Source organism: Halomonas cupida (genome assembly GCF_900142755.1).
Taxonomy (GTDB): Bacteria; Pseudomonadota; Gammaproteobacteria; order Pseudomonadales; family Halomonadaceae; genus Halomonas; species Halomonas cupida.
Genome location: NZ_FRCA01000005.1, coordinates 141,203 through 158,388, shown reverse-complemented (window position 1 = coordinate 158,388; position 17,186 = coordinate 141,203). Strand labels below are relative to the sequence as shown.

At 59.5% G+C, this 17,186-nt stretch carries 16 protein-coding genes; 5 read left to right on the top strand and 11 right to left on the bottom strand.

All coding sequences use genetic code 11. The features are described 5' to 3' along the window. Positions 1–4 precede the first annotated feature (4 nt). From BUE38_RS10945 to fliD, 11 genes are all read right to left on the bottom strand, one after another. Positions 5–508, bottom strand: a complete 504-nt coding sequence (locus BUE38_RS10945; RefSeq protein ID WP_073435246.1) for a chemotaxis protein CheW — start codon at positions 506–508, stop codon at positions 5–7. Further along, complete coding sequence (gene cheA, locus BUE38_RS10940) at positions 505–2,661, bottom strand: chemotaxis protein CheA (RefSeq protein ID WP_073435245.1); 2,157 nt, start codon at positions 2,659–2,661, stop codon at positions 505–507. The genes BUE38_RS10945 and cheA overlap by 4 nt, the downstream gene beginning before the upstream one ends. 22 nt (positions 2,662–2,683) lie before the next feature. Continuing rightward, on the bottom strand, positions 2,684–3,655 hold the full coding sequence (gene motB / locus BUE38_RS10935) for a flagellar motor protein MotB (RefSeq protein ID WP_084541883.1): 972 nt from the start codon (positions 3,653–3,655) through the stop codon (positions 2,684–2,686). Further along, the gene (motA, locus tag BUE38_RS10930; protein WP_073435244.1) at positions 3,652–4,524 is read right to left on the bottom strand and encodes a flagellar motor stator protein MotA; all 873 of its coding nucleotides are present in this window, start codon (positions 4,522–4,524) and stop codon (positions 3,652–3,654) included. Before motA ends, motB begins: the two co-directional genes overlap by 4 nt. 257 nt (positions 4,525–4,781) lie before the next feature. Then, positions 4,782–5,351, bottom strand: coding sequence for a flagellar transcriptional regulator FlhC (gene flhC, locus BUE38_RS10925; protein WP_073435243.1), 570 nt, complete (start codon positions 5,349–5,351; stop codon positions 4,782–4,784). Between the two features lie 2 nt (positions 5,352–5,353). After that, a complete protein-coding gene (locus BUE38_RS10920; RefSeq protein ID WP_073435242.1) occupies positions 5,354–5,680 on the bottom strand; it encodes a flagellar transcriptional regulator FlhD in 327 nt (108 codons plus the stop codon). Positions 5,681–5,994: 314 nt separating this feature from the next. Beyond that, positions 5,995–6,258: an EscU/YscU/HrcU family type III secretion system export apparatus switch protein gene (locus BUE38_RS10915; protein WP_073435241.1), complete on the bottom strand. Its 264-nt coding sequence runs from the start codon at positions 6,256–6,258 to the stop codon at positions 5,995–5,997. Then, the gene (gene fliK, locus BUE38_RS10910; RefSeq protein ID WP_073435240.1) at positions 6,251–7,462 is read right to left on the bottom strand and encodes a flagellar hook-length control protein FliK; all 1,212 of its coding nucleotides are present in this window, start codon (positions 7,460–7,462) and stop codon (positions 6,251–6,253) included. The genes BUE38_RS10915 and fliK overlap by 8 nt, the downstream gene beginning before the upstream one ends. After that, on the bottom strand, positions 7,459–7,854 hold the full coding sequence (gene fliT, locus BUE38_RS10905) for a flagellar protein FliT (RefSeq protein WP_073435239.1): 396 nt from the start codon (positions 7,852–7,854) through the stop codon (positions 7,459–7,461). Before fliT ends, fliK begins: the two co-directional genes overlap by 4 nt. 11 nt (positions 7,855–7,865) lie before the next feature. Then, positions 7,866–8,279 (bottom strand): flagellar export chaperone FliS, encoded by a 414-nt coding sequence (gene fliS / locus BUE38_RS10900; RefSeq protein ID WP_073435238.1) that lies wholly within the window; start codon positions 8,277–8,279, stop codon positions 7,866–7,868. A gap of 283 nt (positions 8,280–8,562) precedes the next feature. Continuing rightward, positions 8,563–9,948: a flagellar filament capping protein FliD gene (gene fliD, locus BUE38_RS10895; RefSeq protein WP_073435237.1), complete on the bottom strand. Its 1,386-nt coding sequence runs from the start codon at positions 9,946–9,948 to the stop codon at positions 8,563–8,565. A 495-nt stretch (positions 9,949–10,443) separates the two neighbouring features. On the opposite strand from fliD, the gene BUE38_RS10890 reads away from it, so the two are divergent. The 5 genes from BUE38_RS10890 (at position 10,444) to BUE38_RS10870 (ending at position 17,172) form a co-directional block, all read left to right on the top strand. Then, positions 10,444–11,544, top strand: a complete 1,101-nt coding sequence (locus BUE38_RS10890) for a FliC/FljB family flagellin (protein ID WP_073435236.1) — start codon at positions 10,444–10,446, stop codon at positions 11,542–11,544. Positions 11,545–12,038: 494 nt separating this feature from the next. Next, on the top strand, positions 12,039–13,793 hold the full coding sequence (locus BUE38_RS10885) for an EAL domain-containing protein (RefSeq protein WP_073435235.1): 1,755 nt from the start codon (positions 12,039–12,041) through the stop codon (positions 13,791–13,793). Between the two features lie 515 nt (positions 13,794–14,308). Further along, the gene (locus BUE38_RS10880) at positions 14,309–15,298 is read left to right on the top strand and encodes a DctP family TRAP transporter solute-binding subunit (protein WP_073435234.1); all 990 of its coding nucleotides are present in this window, start codon (positions 14,309–14,311) and stop codon (positions 15,296–15,298) included. A gap of 96 nt (positions 15,299–15,394) precedes the next feature. Further along, positions 15,395–15,901, top strand: coding sequence for a TRAP transporter small permease (locus BUE38_RS10875; protein WP_073435233.1), 507 nt, complete (start codon positions 15,395–15,397; stop codon positions 15,899–15,901). After that, positions 15,901–17,172 (top strand): TRAP transporter large permease, encoded by a 1,272-nt coding sequence (locus tag BUE38_RS10870; RefSeq protein WP_073435232.1) that lies wholly within the window; start codon positions 15,901–15,903, stop codon positions 17,170–17,172. Before BUE38_RS10875 ends, BUE38_RS10870 begins: the two co-directional genes overlap by 1 nt. The last annotated feature ends 14 nt before the right edge of the window (positions 17,173–17,186 follow it).

Genomic DNA, 17,186 nt, shown 5'->3' with positions numbered 1-17,186 from the left:
AGCCTCAATGGCCATCGCTGACCTGCTCCATCAGTGCCATTTCCTCGCTGGTCAATAGACGCTCGATGTCGACCAGCACCAACATGCGGTCGCCCACGCTGCCGAGGCCGCTCAGATAGTCCGCCGAAAGGGTGGCGCCAAACTCGGGGGCAGGCTTGATCTGCTCGGGAAGCAGTGCCATCACGTCGGAGACGCTATCCACCACAATGCCGATCACGCGCTGGCCGACGTTGACCACGATGACCACCGTCTGGCTGTTGTATTCGGCGTTCTCGAGTGCAAAGCGCAGGCGCAGATCGACAATCGGCACGATCACCCCGCGCAGATTGGTTACGCCCTTGATGAACTCCGGGGCGTTGGCGATGCGAGTGACATTCTCGTAGCCACGAATCTCCTGCACCTTGAGGATATCGATGGCGTATTCCTCGTCGCCGAGGGAGAAGATCAGGAACTGACTCTGGTTGAGATCAGTGGCGACCGGGCCACTGCCCTGGCTCAAGTCGGTCATGGCGTCATGTCCTCCGCTGTGGTGGTGGATGCTTCAGTGGTGTGGGAGCTCTGGGGGGCGAGCTGTGTCGCGCTGTCTGTCAGCGCCGAGCACGCGTCGCGTCTCTTGCGCTGATGCAGGCGATGCAGGTCGGCGATGTCGAGAATCAGCGCCACACTGCCATCGCCGAGGATGGTGGCGGCGGCGACGCCTGGCACTCGGCGGTAGTTGGTCTCGAGGTTCTTGACCACCACCTGCTGCTGGCCAACCAGGTCGTCGACCAGCAGTGCGTAGCGGCGACCTTCTCCCTGTACGATCACGGCAATGCTTTCAGTGGGCTGATGGCAGGCATTGGCCACCTCCAGGGCTTCATGCAGGGCTACCACTGGCAGGTATTCCTCGCGCACCCTGAGCATCAGATCATCACCGGCCATGGTGTAGAGGTCCTGGCGCGTTGGTTGCATGGACTCGATGACCGCCGACAGCGGCAGGATGAACATTTCAGCGCCAACCTTGACCGACATGCCGTCGAGAATCGCCAGGGTCAGCGGCAACACGATGCGAGTGGTCGTGCCTTGCCCGGGTCTCGAGAGAATCTCGACGTGGCCGCCCATGGCCTGGATGTTGCGCTTGACCACATCCATCCCCACGCCACGGCCTGAGACATCGCTGATTTCTGCGGCGGTGGAGAAGCCCGGGGCAAAGATCAACTGCCAGACTTCCTCATCGCTCATGGCGTCCGAGACGTTCAGCCCGCTCTCGCTGGCCTTGGCGAGAATGCGCTCCCGATTCAGTCCAGCGCCGTCATCCATCACCTCGATAAGAATGTTGCCGCCCTGATGCTGTGCCGACAGTGTCAGGCGCCCGGTGGCGGGTTTGCCGACCGCCGTTCGCGCACCGGGAAGCTCGATACCGTGGTCGAGGCTGTTGCGCACCAGGTGGGTGAGGGGGTCGATGATGCGCTCGGTCAGGCTCTTGTCGAGTTCGGTGGATTCACCCTCGGTGACCAGTTCGATCTGTTTGCCGAGCTTGCCGGCCAGGTCACGGACGAGACGCGGGAAGCGGCTGAAGACATAGTCCATGGGTACCATGCGCACTGACATCACGGCTTCCTGAAGATCCCTGGCGTTGCGCTGCAGCAGGCTCATGCCGCTGAGCAGCCCTGGATGGCTGTTGCCCTCCATCTCGCTGACGGTCTGGTCGAGCATCGACTGGGTGATGATCAGTTCACCCACCAGGTTGATGATCTGATCGACCTTGTCCACCGAAACGCGAATTGAACTGTTCTCTCGGGGAGCGACCTTTCCCGGACGGGGCGACGCTGGGGTGGCGACAGCCTTCAGTTCTGGAGCTGCCTTCGCTGTCGTGGCAGTACCAGCCGTGGGCGGCGTGTCGGGTGGTGTTGCTGCTGGACCGGATTCGGGAGTGGGGCTGGTGTCTGCCGGTGGGCTCTGAGGCTCTGTCAGATCACGGATCTCGATCTGATCGGCGGAGGCGATGAAGCACATGACAGCTTCGATATCCTCGGCGCTGACGCTACTGCGCAGCACGACTTCGTGGCGCTGGTCGCTGCCGCGACGCTCAACCACTTCGCCGAGCTGGCTCAGTTCCTCGACCAGCAAATCACGATCCTTGTCGTCCAACTCGACCAGTGTCACCAGCAGCAGGCCAGCTTCGCTTTCGGTCAGGCATGGGTCATTGTCCGCAGCAGCCTGCGGGACCTTGTCGGGAGCGCTGGTGTCCAGCGTCTGCTGTGCCGTGTCACTGGCGGTTTCCGGCTGGCGGCCAAGCTCCTCCTCGGCAATCTTCTGCAGGGTCTGGCAGATGCGCTCGTAGGCTTCGGCGTCCGGCGCGGTACCATTGCGGTAGGCATCCAATTGATCGTTGAGCATGTCCTTGGTTTCCAGGAAGGTGTCGATGATCTCGGCACGCAACGCCAGCTCACCCTGCCGGGTATGATCCAGCAGGTTCTCGAAGATGTGGGTGGTGCGCTGCAGAATGTCGAAGCCGAAGGTACCGGCCCCGCCCTTGATCGAGTGAGCGGCACGGAAGATGGCGTTGAGCTGCTCGGGGTCGGGGGCCGCCGGGTCCAGTGCCAGCAGGTGACCTTCCATATCGGCCAGCAGCTCGTCGGCTTCTTCGAAGAAGGTTGCGTAGAAGTCTGAAAGATCCATGCCAGTTACACCCTCGAATGATTTAGTGCGTCACCGCGCTGATTGAACCCGTGCCTTCATCCGTGGCGACGCCCGGCACCTGGTCGGGTTGGTCAGGAGATTGCGCGATCATGGTTTCTGCCTTCATGTCCTGCCGAGGCTGGATGGCTGGGGCCAGAGTGCCGGGGTGACGGATCAGCTCGGCCACACTGGGGAACAGCACCACCAGCTCGATACGACGGTTGATGGGGTTGTCCGCCTCGGAACCGGGCATGACCACCTGGTCGGCCATGCCGGCCACACGCAGCAGCTTGGCGGCATCCAGACCACCCAGGATCAGTTCTCGGCGGGAGGCATTGGCACGGTCGGTGGACAGTTCCCAGTTGCTGTAGCCTTGATAGCCGTTGAGGTAGGCAAGGCTATCGGTATGGCCACTGATGCTCAGGTCATTGGGCAGGTCATTGAGGAGCGGGGCCATGGTGCGCAGCAGGTTCTGAAGGTAGGGCGCAATGGCATCACTGCCGAGGGCAAACATCGGACGCTGCTCGTTGTCGAGAAGCTGGATGCGTAGCCCTTCCTGGGTCATGTCGAAGCGCAGCTGGTTGCGGATCCCTTTCAGAGTCGGGTCCTGCTCGATGGCCATTTCGATGCGGCGTTGAAGGTTGCGGAAGGCACGCTTCTGCTGCTCGCTGGGACGGGGCTGCATGCGCGTGTCGATGCGAGCGCGCTCACCCTCGGTAGTCATCGGGTCCGGGCCTCCACCAGGGATGACCTGGGGGCTCACGGCCTGGCTGTCGCCATTGGTCAGTGCCGTCAGCAGCGGTGTGCTGAAATAGTCGGCAACACCCTCGCGGGTCTCACGGCTCGACGAGGACAGAATCCACATCACCAGGAACAGCGCCATCAGGGCGGTCATGAAGTCGGCAAGCGCGATCTTCCAGCTGCCGCCGTGATGCTTGTGAATGATCTTGCGGCGTCGAATGATGATCGGGCGACGATCATTGTGCGTGCTCATGCGCCCCCCGCACTCGACTTGGCGTCACGGACATGCTCTTCCAGCTCGCTGAAGCCGGGGCGCTCACTGGTATGCAGTGCCTTGCGACCAAACTCCACCGCCAGTTGGGGCGGATAGCCATGCAGGCTGGCCAGCAGAGTGACACGCAGGCACTGCAGCATCTTCACCGATTCGCCGACCTGGCGTTCGATGCGGCTGGCCAGCGGGCCGATGAAGCCATAACCGAGCAGAATACCGAGAAAGGTGCCGACCAGCGCGTGGGCAATCATTACCCCCATCTCGGCAGGATCGGCGGATGCGGCGCTGAGCGCCTTGACCACGCCCATGACGGCGGCAACGATGCCGAATGCCGGCATGCCATCAGCAACCTTGGCAATGGCATCGGCCGGTATATGGGCTTCCTGTTCGAACATCTCGATCTCGTGCAGCATCAACTCATCGATTTCCATTGGCTCCATGTTGCCGGCCACCATCAGGCGCAGGTAATCGGTGAGGAAGTTCATGATCATCGGGTCTGCCTGTACCCGTGGGTACTCACTGAACAGCGCGCTGTCCTGAGGCGTATCGATGTCACGTTCAATGGCCAGCATGCCGTCGCGTCGGGCCTTCGACAGCAGGCGGTACAGCAGGGCCATCAGGTCCATGTACAGCGCCTTGTCGTAGCGATTGGAACGGCGTAGACGAGGGAAGATGCGGAAGGTCGCCTTGAGCGCCTTGCCGTGGTTCGAAGCGATGAAGGCACCGAGCCCGGCACCCCCGATCATCAACAGTTCCGTCGGCTGGAACAGGGGGCCCAGGCTGCCGCCGGAGAGCACGAAGCCTCCGAAGACGGACAGCAATACGACCAGAAATCCAATAGGTATCAGCACGACCGGTATCCTCTGCAGTCACGAATTGAGGTGTTGTATAGGGTTATCGGCGGTGCAGAGTCAGACTTGAGCTGGAGGGCACGATATTCCGGGCAGGGCTCGACGGATGGCGCCAGGGTTGCCGAGCTGGTAGCGGTGAGGTTGCGGCTGGGAAGGCGTCGAAGCTGAAGAGGGCGCGAGCAGTTCCAGGAATGAGCGATGGTACCGGTGAGACAGCTGGTCAAACGCCTCCAGGGACGCTTGACCAGCCGGGTGGCTCAGGCCTGATGGCCGAGGGCATCGATTGCCCCGTCTGTATACAGGCTGCGCTGACGCCGTCGGGTCTTGCCGGCACGCGAGGGAGGCTGGCAGATACCACAGACATAGTCGTGGGCGGGCGAATGTGCATGGGCAATGAACGGGCCCTTGCAGCGTGTGCAGGTCGACAACTGCAGCATGTCGCTCTCGAAGAAGCGGATCAGGGTCCAGGCGCGGGTCAGGCCCAGCACCGGCTCGGCTGCATCGATATCGATCTGTTCGGTATACAGGCGATAGGCCTTGACGAAGGCCTCCATGCGCTCGCATCCCTGTCCCAGCAGCCGCTGATAGTAGGCGTAGAACAGTGATGAGTGAATGTTCGGCAGCCAGGTAATGAACCAGTCCGTGGAAAACGGCAGCATGCCCTTGGGCGGAGACATGCCGCGGACTTCCTTGAACAGTCGAATCAGACGCGCACGGCTGAGGTCCGTCTCGGTTTCCAGTACCTGGAGGCGCGCGCCGAGCTCGATCAGATCGATGGCCATCTGAACCTGCTGCATCTCAGTGACCAGGCTCTTGGGTGTCGCCATGGTTATTCTCCCAGTGTTTCGGCCTGCATGTTGGTGCTTGCCATCAACAGGGATGAATGCAAATGGGAAAGCCCATGTTCTCGAGGGTTGTCGACAATCTGTCGCAATTGCTCAATGCTGCCGAGACTCAGATGACAGATCAACTGATTGGCGCGTGATATTCGGGTCAGCTGGCGGACATTCAGGTCTTCCAGCATGTCCGCCTGCTCTTCGGTGATCTTCAGCCGCAGAAGCGCAGTGGCGCGATCTTCCGCCAGTAGCCTTCTGGCCAGCAGAAGGTAGGCAAGATTCATGTCCTGAATCTCGTCGACCAATGTGGTGGAGCTCATAGTTCCCTGCCTCAATTCTCGTTATACCGCCGATCGTTGCCGGCATTGTCGAACGCAAAATTCCGCAATTCTGGGCCGAAATGAGTCTTTCTGCGGGCATCTACGCTCTTTTTCATCGTCGAATGACGCTAGTGTGGCGTAATGCGCCAGTCGCACAAGTGACGATTTCGACCAGTCGTTGACGTACATCAACGAACCGTAATCTTCATATAAATAGCATTACAATGATGCTATTTCATCCCAGGAATAATTGGATATTCAATAAAAATAACGAAAAATAACTATATGAAACTTTTCTTCATTGAGGGGGAGTGTTAGCTACGAAGTTCGTAAATCCACACCAGTAATTCGGCGATGACCTGGTAAAGCTCGGGAGGAATCTGCTGGTCAATGTCGAGCTGCATCAGCAGGCCAACCAGTGCGGGTTCCTCGTGGACATGAATGCCCTGCTGATGGGCCTGTTCGATGATGTGCTCAGCGATATTGCCGTAGCCACTGGCGATGACGCGTGGTGCACCATCGTTTTCATCATAGGCGAGTGCGACGGCCTGGCGTCGTGACGAGGGGATGTCAGTCATTGGCAGGAGTGTCCTGGCGTGTCGAAGGGCAAGCGCCAACCTGGATGTCGATCTGCTGCAGACCATGACCTCTCAAACGAGAGGCCAGGGTCTGCTGATGCTGACGCAGTGTCTCCCGCAGTTGTTCGTCCTCGGTGCCTAGCGTCAGCGACAGCCGAGTCTCCTCGAGCCGAGCATCAATCGACAGGGTGCCGAACCTGTCCACATCGAGTTGCATGTGTGCCTGCCAGGCCTGTTGCCGGGAGTCATCATTACCACCCCGGTCGATGGGCTGTCTGTCGTCACCTTGATGCCTGCTGTCGGGTTGAAGCAGCAGCGCCATGAACAGTCCCGACCAGACATCACCCTCCCAGCGCAGCGCTGGTGTGGACAGCAGTTCCAGTTGATGGCGCACCAGAGGTGCCAGGCTGTCATGGACGGCAGGACGGTGGGCGTGGTCACCACTGTGTTGTGGTTGCTGACTGGTAGTCTCGTGAGCCTCGAGAGAGCTGACCAATGGCGAGCCCTGGGGCACGAAACCGGCTGGCTGACTGGCCCGCCAGGGGGCGGAGGTCAGGCCCTGGGGCCTGCCGCGTTGGTGGTCGGGACTTGCCGCGGGGTGGAACTGCAGAAGGCGCCACATCTGCGGTTCTCGCGCCAGTTGTTCCCGTGGCATCTCACCTTTGATCCAGCGTGCCAGGTGAGACTCGAAGAACAGTCCACTGTCGCGGACCTGGTGGCCCAGGCGAAGTGCAATCTGGTTGACCTCCGGTCGGACGGACGCCTCGTTCGAGGCGCCGAGGGCGGTGGGTGCGCTATGTGCCGCGTGGTCCGTTTTCAGGTCGGTCGACGCGGGAGGAGACTGGGGCGATGGCAAGGGAGGCGCACTCAGCAGAGGCTGTCGGGAGGTGATGACCGAAGAAGGTGCTGGAAAGCGCAGCAGTAGGTCCGCAATATGCTGCGCCGGGGCGCTGAGACGAATGATGGCCGAGGGAGTCACGCCACCAGCCGGTGCTGTGTGGCTGGATCCCTGGCCTGTCTCGTTGCGGGCGACGGCCGAGGAATGACGTGCGTCGAGCCGCGAGTCACTATGGACCTCGTGTGGCCCGCGCCCAGGGTCGATGGCCTTGACCGGGGCATTGAAGTCCCGAGGTGCGGGCAGGTCGACGCGCTTGCCCAGCACCTGGTGGAGCAGTGTATCGATCAGACTGTTGATGCCGCTCACGACGGATTCCGTCGGAAGCGTGAGCCGGCATTGACGACCTTGCCGCCGCTGTAGGCGCGATGCAGGTCCTGCTGGCGACGCGATACCTGCAGCATGTCGCCCAGTGCATCGCGCCGTTCGACGAGTTGCTGACGTAGGCGCATGTCGTTGTCGAGAATGGCCTCCAGCAGTTCGCCGATGTGCTTCTGGGTGGGTTCATCGAGGTGCTCGATCGGCAGTGGGCCTCCGAGCCGGGAGACCGCGGTCACATACTCGGCCTCGATGGTGATGAGTTGCTCCCACTCGTGGTCATGGCTGAGCTGAAGCATACGCTCCGTCAATCGCAACAGGGCGGTGTACTGTTCGATGAGCCGAGCGTGCTCAGTATCTTGTGGACAGCGGACGTGGGGCATGAGCACCTCGGTCAGTTGGTTGTGGAGCCGATTTCGCGCCAGGCCGAGGCAATCTCCTCGATCAGGTGGTCGCACTCATCCAGTGCGGCCATGTCCCGACGAAGGTTGGCCTCGATAAGGCGTGTACTGATGTAGTCGTACAGACTATCGAGCCGAGTGGCGATCTCGCCCCCGCGCTCGATGTCGAGTGCTGCCCGCAAGCCGTTGTTGATGATGTTGAGCGCCCGGGATATGGACTCGCCACGCGCCTCGATGCGCCCATCCTGCAGGTGCAGGCGGGCGGCACGTATGGCGGCCTGGGCGCCATCGAACAGCATCACGATAAGCTGGTGCGGGCTGGCAGACATGACGCTGCTCTCGACGCCTACTCGGGCATAGGCGCTGGCCCCTCGGGCATAGCCGGCGTTGCCTTGCATGACGGTCATGTTGACGTTCCTCCTGATCATTGCCTCGCGGTCCGCGAAAGTCGGGTGTTTACCTGAGGCGTCGGGACTGGCGACTCGTTGATCAAATGGTCATCCTGATCCATTTGATGGCTGCCCGTACCACCCCAGAGCAGACGCATGGAGCTGCTGCTGGTGCGGTACGGGCTGGTATCGGCGGCACAGCCCTGTGCCGCGGTTCCCGGCATGAATGCTTGCCGGGGTCTTGTTGGCCCGAGTCTCACTGGCCGAAGCCTCACTGGCCTGAGCCTCACTGACCGACGTATTACTTGCCGGTCTGGGCATTCAGAGCGTCGAACTGCTGGGTCAGGTAGTTGCTGGTCTGGTTGAGGCTGGCGATCATGGTGTCGAGCTGGCTGAACTGCTTGCGATAGCGATCCACCGTCTCGTTGATGGTCTTCTCGGTTCGCGCATACTGGGCGTCCAGGGTCTCGAGCCGGGTTTCGACGCCAGTGGTGGCGTTGTCGAGCAGTCCTCCATCGTCAAGGATGTCGCCCAGAGTGGTGTCGAGGTTGGTGGCAAAACCGGCCTGAACCACTTCCCCTGCCGCATCTGTGGTACCGGAGAAGAAAGTGGCAAGATCGCCACGCTGGTTGGTGATCACCTCGTCGAGCTTCTTGTCGTCGAGCTCGAGGGTGCCGTCCAGCTGCAGGGTGATACCCAGATCGCTGAGCGAACTCAGGCCTCCGGCATCGACGCTGGAGACCAGGCCACTGCGCAGGCGGGCGTCGATATTGCGCAGCGTGGCATCACCGAGCAGTTCGCCGGCCGCCCCGCTGTCGGAATCGAAACTGGTCAGTTGGTCGACGGTACCTTGTAGGTCATTGTAGCTGTCGACAAAAGTGGTGATCGCGTCGCGCAGGGCGAAGTTGTCGTTCTCGACCTTGACGGTACTGTCGCCGGTGGCGCTCAGCGTCAGGGTGACCCCTTCAATGGCACCTTCCACCTTGTTGGAAGAGCTGCTGATGGCAATGCCGTTGACCGTGAGTTCGGCGTTCTGTGCGGATACCGTCTCTTCCATCGCGGTCAGATTGAGGCTCGATTCGAGCCCCTTGTCGGTACCGGAGGCAGTGAACGACATATCGGAGATGGTGGCCTCGGTACCGGTCTCCTTGCTGGTCAGCACCAGCCGCCAGGGAGCGTCCGGGTCGCCGTCGTTGACGATGGTGGCGCGCACGCCCGCGTCGGATGCATTGATGGCATCGCGAATATCGTCGAGGCTGCTGGCATCTTCACCGATCTCGATATCGATATCCTTGCCACCAACCGAGAGCGACAGGGTTCCCCCACCCAGGGCGGCGTCTCGATCGCTGAAGCCGGCCGATGCCAGACTCTGGGCCTTGGCCAGTTGCGTCACACTGACTTCATAGCGGCCGGCCTGAGCGCTGCTGCTGTCGCTGGCGGTGATGCCTTCGCCGTCGACGGTACTTGACAGACTACTGAACAATGCCGGGTCCTTTAGCTTTGCCACGGCATCCTGAAAGCTGCTCAGGGCACTGTCGAGCTTGCCGTAGGCCGAGATTTTCGCCTCATAGCTGGCCTGCTTGACGATAATAGGGTCGAGTTGCTTGCGTTCAGCAGCCTCGAGTTGATCAAGCAGTCCATTGAGGTCGATGCCTGAGCCGATACCGAGCGATGAGATAGAGGGCATGACGTATTCCCTTGTCGATGGTCGTAGTCTGCCAGCGAGCCGCGGTTCTGGTGGCCGGAACAGACGCCGGATGGTGCGATATTTCGAACTATCGGCCGCACGGCGATGAACTTGAGCCAGGGTGGTGGTTTCCTGCAGCGAGCTTCCCGTCACGAGCAACGAGCAACGAGCAACGAGCCCACAGCTTCGAGATCACGTTCCTGGGTGAGATAGCTGGGTGATATAAACAGTAGGTCTGGTGGCGGTTCGGGGCGAAAAGTCATCGGAATGGCGATGTGCTGCTCGTATCTCGAGATGTTAAAACTTGCTGTTGACTTCATGAAAAACAACAGTTTGAGGGGGAAATGACGGCCACTGGAAAAGAAATTTCCGATCTGAGGCTAAAGGTTTTGTGGCGGGCACCGATAACTGGGGTAACGGCCAACGGCGCCGTTGCGGCAGGCCAGAGAGGCCGGCCAATGGAGCCCCAACAACCTTATCGGGAAGGAATTCATCATGTCAGTGATCAATACCAACATTACCTCCATGATCGGTCAGCAGAACCTGAACCGTTCACAGAACTCTCTGACCACTGCGATGGAGCGTCTGTCCTCTGGTCTGCGTATCAACAGCGCCAAGGATGATGCCGCAGGTCAGGCCATCGCCAACCGCATGACCTCTCAGGTCACCGGTCTGAACCAGGCCCAGCGTAACGCCAACGATGGTATCTCCGTTGCCCAGACTGCTGAAGGCGCCCTCAACCAGGTCAACGACAACCTGCAGCGTGTTCGTGAGCTGACTGTTCAGGCCCAGAATGGCACCAACTCTGCCAAGGACCTCAACTCCATCCAGAAGGAAATCGGCCAGCGTCTCAACGAGATCGATCGTATTTCCGAGGAAACCAGCTTCAACGGCGTCAAGGTGCTGGCCAAGGATCAGGACCTGTCCATCCAGGTCGGTGCCAACGACGGTGAGCAGATCAATGTCAATCTGAAGGAAATCAACGCCGAGACACTGGGTCTCGACAAGTTCAACGTCAACTCCTTCGAAGGCTCGCTGTCTGCGGTTGCCACTGGTGACCTCAAGGATTCCACTGGCGCGGACATCGATACTGCCAACATCACCGTTACTGACAGCGAAGGTAGCATCTCTGACGGCGCACTGATGAAGGACGAGGCCGGCAACTACTTTGTTCAGGGCACCAACGCTGCTGGCGATACCGTCAGCTTCGCGGTCGACGAGAACGACTTCGCCATCACTGACAGCCCGGATGGCGGCACCACTCCGTCAGCTGCTGAGGTGAAATTCAGCTCCAAGGACACCGAGCTGACCGAAGCCAAGACTGAAAGCCCGCTGGCCACTCTGGATACTGCGCTGAACACAGTCGACACCCTGCGCTCTGACCTCGGTGCCATCCAGAACCGCTTCGAGTCTGCCATCACCAACCTGAGCACGACTGAAACCAACCTGTCTGCGGCTCGCTCTCGTATCGAAGACGCCGACTACGCGGTGGAAGTGGCCAACATGACCCGCGCTCAGATCCTGCAGCAGGCCGGTACTTCCGTACTGGCCCAGGCCAATCAGGTCCCGCAGGGCGTACTGTCTCTGCTGCGCTAAGGGCTTCGCCCCAACAACCCGGCAGACTGTGTTGTCGGGTTGATGGCGGCACAGGGAAGTGCCGCTGTCGACAATCAAGCGGGATCAGGATGACCCCCTGGATTGTCGGCCAGTCAACAGGAGTCCCGTCATGGGATTCAATCAACAGGCGCCTTCGGGCGCCTGTTTTCGTGCCCGGGGATGATCCGGGCGTGAAATTTCCCGCTGATCACACCAACCCTCAATCCAGATCAAGACTATCCCGATTTCCGGACTCCAGTGGTTTGCGAGTCAAGGCCCGACGATTAGGCTTGTCGCCAATCAGACATTCTGAAAAAAGCACAGCCCAATTACCTTTAATGCTGCGGGTAAATGGGTTTTGTAGTTGTTTTGACTGTGTCAGGTATGAAATTGCCGGATTGCTGCTGATTTGTTCGTCACCAGGGCGGATTGATCGCTGCCGAGCGGCGCTAGTATTCGGCGCGGGCATTACTTCATCTGTATGAGCAGAAACCATGGCTACGGAACAGAACTCGACGGCATCACCTTCTTCCATTGTCCAGGCGTTGGGTCAAGGCAACGTCGCTCAGCATCCTGTTCTCGTTGCCGGGCTGGTGCTCGACCATATGCCGGTTGGCATGGCATTGGTGGATGCCGGGGATCGCCTGCTCTGGGCCAATGATGCGCTGATCAATCTGGCCTGCCCAAGTGGAGGTGAATTGGGGGGGCGGCGCCTCAATGAGCTATTGCGGCCCGTTGTGCATGTCGTGTCGGAAGATGACCACCTTCAAGGGCTCGAAGTGAGCGAGGAGTGGCAACAGGCGTGGCTGTCGGTGGATGACAGCAGCAAACCGCGTCCGGGGTTGGTGTCCTGTGTGCCTTTCCATCAGGGACGTGATGTCGGCATTTGCCTGCTGACGTTCGTCGACCTCGACGGTGAAACCGAACTGCTCCAGGAATTGCCCGTCCCCGAAGCCGGTAGCCTTGCCAGCGCCTGGGTCTTCGAGGATCGTCTCAACCATGCCTTTGAGCGCGCTGACCGTCTTGGGCAGAGCCTGGCTGTGATGGTCGTTGAGTTGAGCGGGATGGCGCGGGTGGTTGCTCAACAGGGGGCCGAGATGGCATCCCGCGTCTCACGCCGTGCTGGTCGACGACTGGCGTCAACACTGCGCCGTGACGACAGCCTGGTACAGCTGGATGGCCATCGCTTTGGTGTGCTGGTGGAACTGCCAGCGACGCCAGAGGGCTTGAGCGTGGTGGCGGAACGTTGTCTGGAGGCATTGGAGCCCCCTTTCATGCTGGCAGGACAGGCGACCGCGCTGATCGAACCCCGTATCGGCATTGCCATGTATCCCGAGGATGGCGAGGATGCGGTGCAATTGGTCGCCAATGCCGAGCGTGCACTGGAGGCCACGGCTCTCGGCACTCATGGATTCTTTGACGGTAGCCTGCAGCGTTTGACCGAGGAGCGTCAGGCGTTTCGCCATAGCCTGCAGGAAGCGTTGATGGAGCCTGACAGGCACTTCCGCCTTGTCTACCAGCCTCAACTCGATCTCGACAGTGGTGAGTGCTGTGGTCTCGAGGCTCTGGTGCGCTGGAACCATCCGCAACACGGTGAGATCGAGCCGCGGGTTTTCGTGGGGATGGCTGAGGAAATGTATCTCATTGATCGACTGGACCGCTGGGTGGTGCAGACGGTAGTGGAACAGCGTCGTCGCTGGTGTGGCCGGGGACATCCGCTGGGAGATGGGCAGGTCGCCATCAATATCCATCCACGCATGCTCGACCAGAATGCCTTCGACGGACGGCCACTGGACGTGTTCCTCCGCCAGTTGGACGACTCCCTCGACTGGCTGACGTTGGAGATCAATGGCGGTGGGTTGTTCGAGGATGGTGAGCGACATTCCCATCTATTGCGTCGCATCACCGCCCTGGGAGTCCATGTAGCCATCGATGGGTTGGGCAACTCGCCGGTCGACCTGTTGACGCTTGCGATCCTGCCGGTATCGGTGGGTAAGGTGGCACCAGAGACCATCCAATCCCTGAGTCTGGCGCCATCGTCGGTGCGTCAGAGTGTTGCCGCGTTGGTTCAGTGTCTCCAGACGCTCAAGCTGGAAAGTGTCGCCGTTGGCGTGGAGACCACAGAGCAATTGGAAGCCGTACGTGAGCTGGGATTGACCCGGGTCCAGGGCAATCTGATGGCCGAGGCGCTGGACGCGGAGGCTCTGGAAAGCTGGTTCGCTCGGCAGGGCCGTCTGGCCATCGCATGATGGCCTGGTGGTCGATGTCATAGTGAGCGGTCGGGATGGTACCCCGGCGGTTCAATGCCAACCGGCGTGACCAACACCGCCCCACACCAGCAGATCCTGTGGGGCGGACGACAATCAAATCGATCAGGATGAGCTATTTGATTGCCATGTTAATAGCAAGGCCCGGCATCTTGAGATGTCGGGCGTGTTCTTCCTTTCAAGTCAGTTGGTTGAGATGTTCTTCCATAGCAGCCAGCAGCTCGGGTCCCGTGCACCCGCCAGGGCACCTATGTTGGTCCGCGAAACAATATTTATGTACTACGTATTCATTGGCTAATACTAAAGTATATTTATATGTAAATTAGTTGGTTATGTTTATTCATTCCGCACATTCTACAAAATTGTTTGCATACGTATGCAAACGTGACTAGAACTGATCCATGTGATCAGTTGCGCTCCATCGACAATCGCAATACCACAATAATGTCCAACTTTTACGCGGTGCAGAGCGGGTTCCGCCTGCCGGGAGTTTCGCCATGTTCTTGTCTCGTTTTCTGTCCACCAGTGCCCTGACGGTTCTCGCTCTTGGGACTTCCGTTCATGCTCTGGCCGCCCCTGAGAGGGTGATTGATGTCAGCCTGCCGCTTGGGCCTGAGTCCCAGCAGGGTATTGGTGTCCTGCGCTTCGGTGAGGAGCTTGAGCGCTTGTCCGATGGGCGACTGGCGATCGAGCCACACTATGACAATGCCCTGGGAGCCGAGCGGGAAGTTGTTGAAGGCATGGGGTTCGGCATCATCGATGCCGGTATCACCTCGACAGGTCCCATGGGCGGATTTGTCGATCAGTTCATGCTCTTCGACCTGCCGTATATTTTCGAGAATCACGCACATGCCTATGCCTTTCTCGACAGTGAGTACGGTGAGCAACTGGCTGAGCTGGCCGAGCAGCAGATGAACGTCAAGATTCTGGCGTGGATGGAGAATGGCTTCCGCCACGAAACCAACTCGGTGCGCGTCATCAATACTCCTGACGACCTTCAGGGAATCAACCACCGAACCCAGGAAAGCCGTGTCCAGGTCGATACCTGGGAAGCGCTGGGGGCCAATGCCACGCCGATGGCATGGACCGAGGTCTATACCGCACTTCAACAGGGGGTCATGGATAGCCAGGAAAACCCGCTGGCGACCATCTATGACGTCAATTTCTACGAGGTTCAGGACTATCTGAACCTGACAGGGCACGTCTATTCCCCAGCGCCGTTGATGATGGGGCTGGATCTCTTTGAATCATTCAGCGAAGAGGATCAGGCGATCATTCTCGAGGCAGCAGCACTGGCCCTGCCGGTTCAGCGGGACGCCAGCCAGGAGTTGGAGCAGCGTTACCTGACGCAACTGGAGGAGAAGGGCATGACGGTGACTCACCCCGATCTGGCTCCATTCAAGGAAGCGGTTCAGCCCGTCATCGAGCAGTGGGGCCCCACTGTTGGTGAAGACCTGGTCGAGGCGGCCATCAACTTCGAACACTGAGCTTTGGGTTGCCAGCTTTAGTCGTGGCCGGTGAGGCCACTCATGGATATCTGTGGTGTCGGCTTGTCGGCACCACAGCCTCCACAGAGGTGACATATGCATCGTTCGCTATCAGCGCTGCGTCTCGGTATCGATGGCTTCAACCGTGTTATCGGCTGGTTGCTCGCACTTCTCCTGTTGGTGATGACAGTACTGATTTTCTGGCAGTTCTTCGCTCGATTTGTGGTGGGTAAACCGCTGTTCTTTTCCGAGGAGATCGCCCGCTTTGCGATGATCTGGCTGACCTTCATCGGTGCAGGATATGCCTATCGCAAGGGCTTGCTGATTTCTGTCGATATTGTTCTGGAGTACGCAGGTCCTCGCTTGGCTACCGTCATGCGAGTGCTGATCATCCTGTGCTCGTTGAGCTTTGCCCTGATCCTTGTCCACTACGGATTCAACCTGGTCGAACGGGTATCTCACCAGATCGCTCCCAGCACCAGGGTTTCCATGATGTGGCCCTACCTGGCCGTTCCTCTCGGCGGACTGGTGATTGTCGTCAACTCGCTGGGTCTGCTACTTGATGAAGTGGATGCGGCCTCACGCACCGGGGAGGCATCCTGATGGCTCTGCTGTTGTTCGTGTTGTTGCTGGTGCTGTTCATCCTCGGTGTGCCGATTGCCTTTTCCCTCGGTCTGGCATCAGCGGTAACTGTCTGGCATGGCGATCTGATGCCGATGCTGATCGTGGCCCAGCAATTCATTGCCTCGGTGAACTCCTTTCCGCTGATGGCGATTCCCTTCTTCATTCTCGCTGGATACTTGATGCAGAGTGGTGGAATTTCCCGCCGCCTGGTGGACTTCTCCAATACCCTGGTAGGACACATGACCGGTGGTCTTGCCATGGTCGCAATCCTCACTTCGTTGTTCTTTGCTGCCATCTCTGGATCCGGTGCGGCGACCACGGCGGCGATTGGCTCGATTCTGATTCCGGCCATGGTGGCCAAAGGCTATGCCAGTGATTATGCGGCGGCCAACCAGGCGGCATCCGGTGCCCTGGGCGTGATTATTCCGCCTAGTATCCCGCTGATTCTCTATGCGATTGCGGCAGATGTTTCGGTGGGCGATATGTTCGTTGCGGGGGTGTTGCCCGGACTGATGCTGGCGATGACGTTGGTGATGTACGCCTGGTTCTATGCTCGTCGGTACCACCATGGTGGCGAAGCGAAGAGTTCACCGGGCGAGATCCTGGCGGCCGGACGCAAGGCATTGCTGGCCATCTTCATGCCGTTGATCATTCTCGGCGGCATTTATGGCGGGATCTTCACACCGACGGAAGCGGCGGTTGTCGCAGTGGCCTACTCCTTCGTGGTAGGGACTCTGGTATATCGCGAGATTCGCTGGCGTGATCTGCCCGGTATCTTTCAGGAAGCCGCCGTCATGACGGCGGTGGTGCTGAGTATCATCGGAGCTGCTGGGCTTTATGGCCGTATTCTGCAGAGCCTCAGAGTGCCCAGCATGATATCGGACTTCGTGATCGGTGCCATCGATAGTCCGCTGGTGTTCATCCTGCTGGTCAACCTGTTGTTGCTGATTGCCGGCATGTTCATCGAGGCTGCGGCGGCCATCCTGATCTTCGTGCCGATCCTGCTGCCCATTGCGGTGAGCTTCGGTTTCGACCCGATTCATCTCGGCATCATCATGGTGGTGAACCTCGCCATGGGCATGTTCACTCCCCCTGTAGGACTCAATCTGTTCGTTGCCTCCCAGATTGCCCGTGTGGGAGTGGCTCGATTGACCTGGTCGATCCTTCCCTTCGTTGCTCTGGTACTGATCAATCTGCTGTTGATCAGTGTGTTGCCCTCCCTCTCGACCTGGTTGCCGACGTTGAGATAACTGTTGAGATCGTA

Coding starts and splice junctions, on each gene's coding strand:
- BUE38_RS10885 (WP_073435235.1), top strand. CDS start 12,039: ATGGCTACGGAACAGAACTCGACGGCATCACCTTCTTCCATTGTCCAG.
- BUE38_RS10875 (WP_073435233.1), top strand. CDS start 15,395: ATGCATCGTTCGCTATCAGCGCTGCGTCTCGGTATCGATGGCTTCAAC.
- BUE38_RS10915 (WP_073435241.1), bottom strand. CDS start 6,258: ATGACTGACATCCCCTCGTCACGACGCCAGGCCGTCGCACTCGCCTAT.
- motB (WP_084541883.1), bottom strand. CDS start 3,655: ATGAGCACGCACAATGATCGTCGCCCGATCATCATTCGACGCCGCAAG.
- BUE38_RS10920 (WP_073435242.1), bottom strand. CDS start 5,680: ATGAGCTCCACCACATTGGTCGACGAGATTCAGGACATGAATCTTGCC.
- BUE38_RS10880 (WP_073435234.1), top strand. CDS start 14,309: ATGTTCTTGTCTCGTTTTCTGTCCACCAGTGCCCTGACGGTTCTCGCT.
- BUE38_RS10870 (WP_073435232.1), top strand. CDS start 15,901: ATGGCTCTGCTGTTGTTCGTGTTGTTGCTGGTGCTGTTCATCCTCGGT.
- cheA (WP_073435245.1), bottom strand. CDS start 2,661: ATGGATCTTTCAGACTTCTACGCAACCTTCTTCGAAGAAGCCGACGAG.
- fliD (WP_073435237.1), bottom strand. CDS start 9,948: ATGCCCTCTATCTCATCGCTCGGTATCGGCTCAGGCATCGACCTCAAT.
- fliS (WP_073435238.1), bottom strand. CDS start 8,279: ATGACCGTCATGCAAGGCAACGCCGGCTATGCCCGAGGGGCCAGCGCC.
- BUE38_RS10890 (WP_073435236.1), top strand. CDS start 10,444: ATGTCAGTGATCAATACCAACATTACCTCCATGATCGGTCAGCAGAAC.
- flhC (WP_073435243.1), bottom strand. CDS start 5,351: ATGGCGACACCCAAGAGCCTGGTCACTGAGATGCAGCAGGTTCAGATG.
- fliT (WP_073435239.1), bottom strand. CDS start 7,854: ATGCCCCACGTCCGCTGTCCACAAGATACTGAGCACGCTCGGCTCATC.
- BUE38_RS10945 (WP_073435246.1), bottom strand. CDS start 508: ATGACCGACTTGAGCCAGGGCAGTGGCCCGGTCGCCACTGATCTCAAC.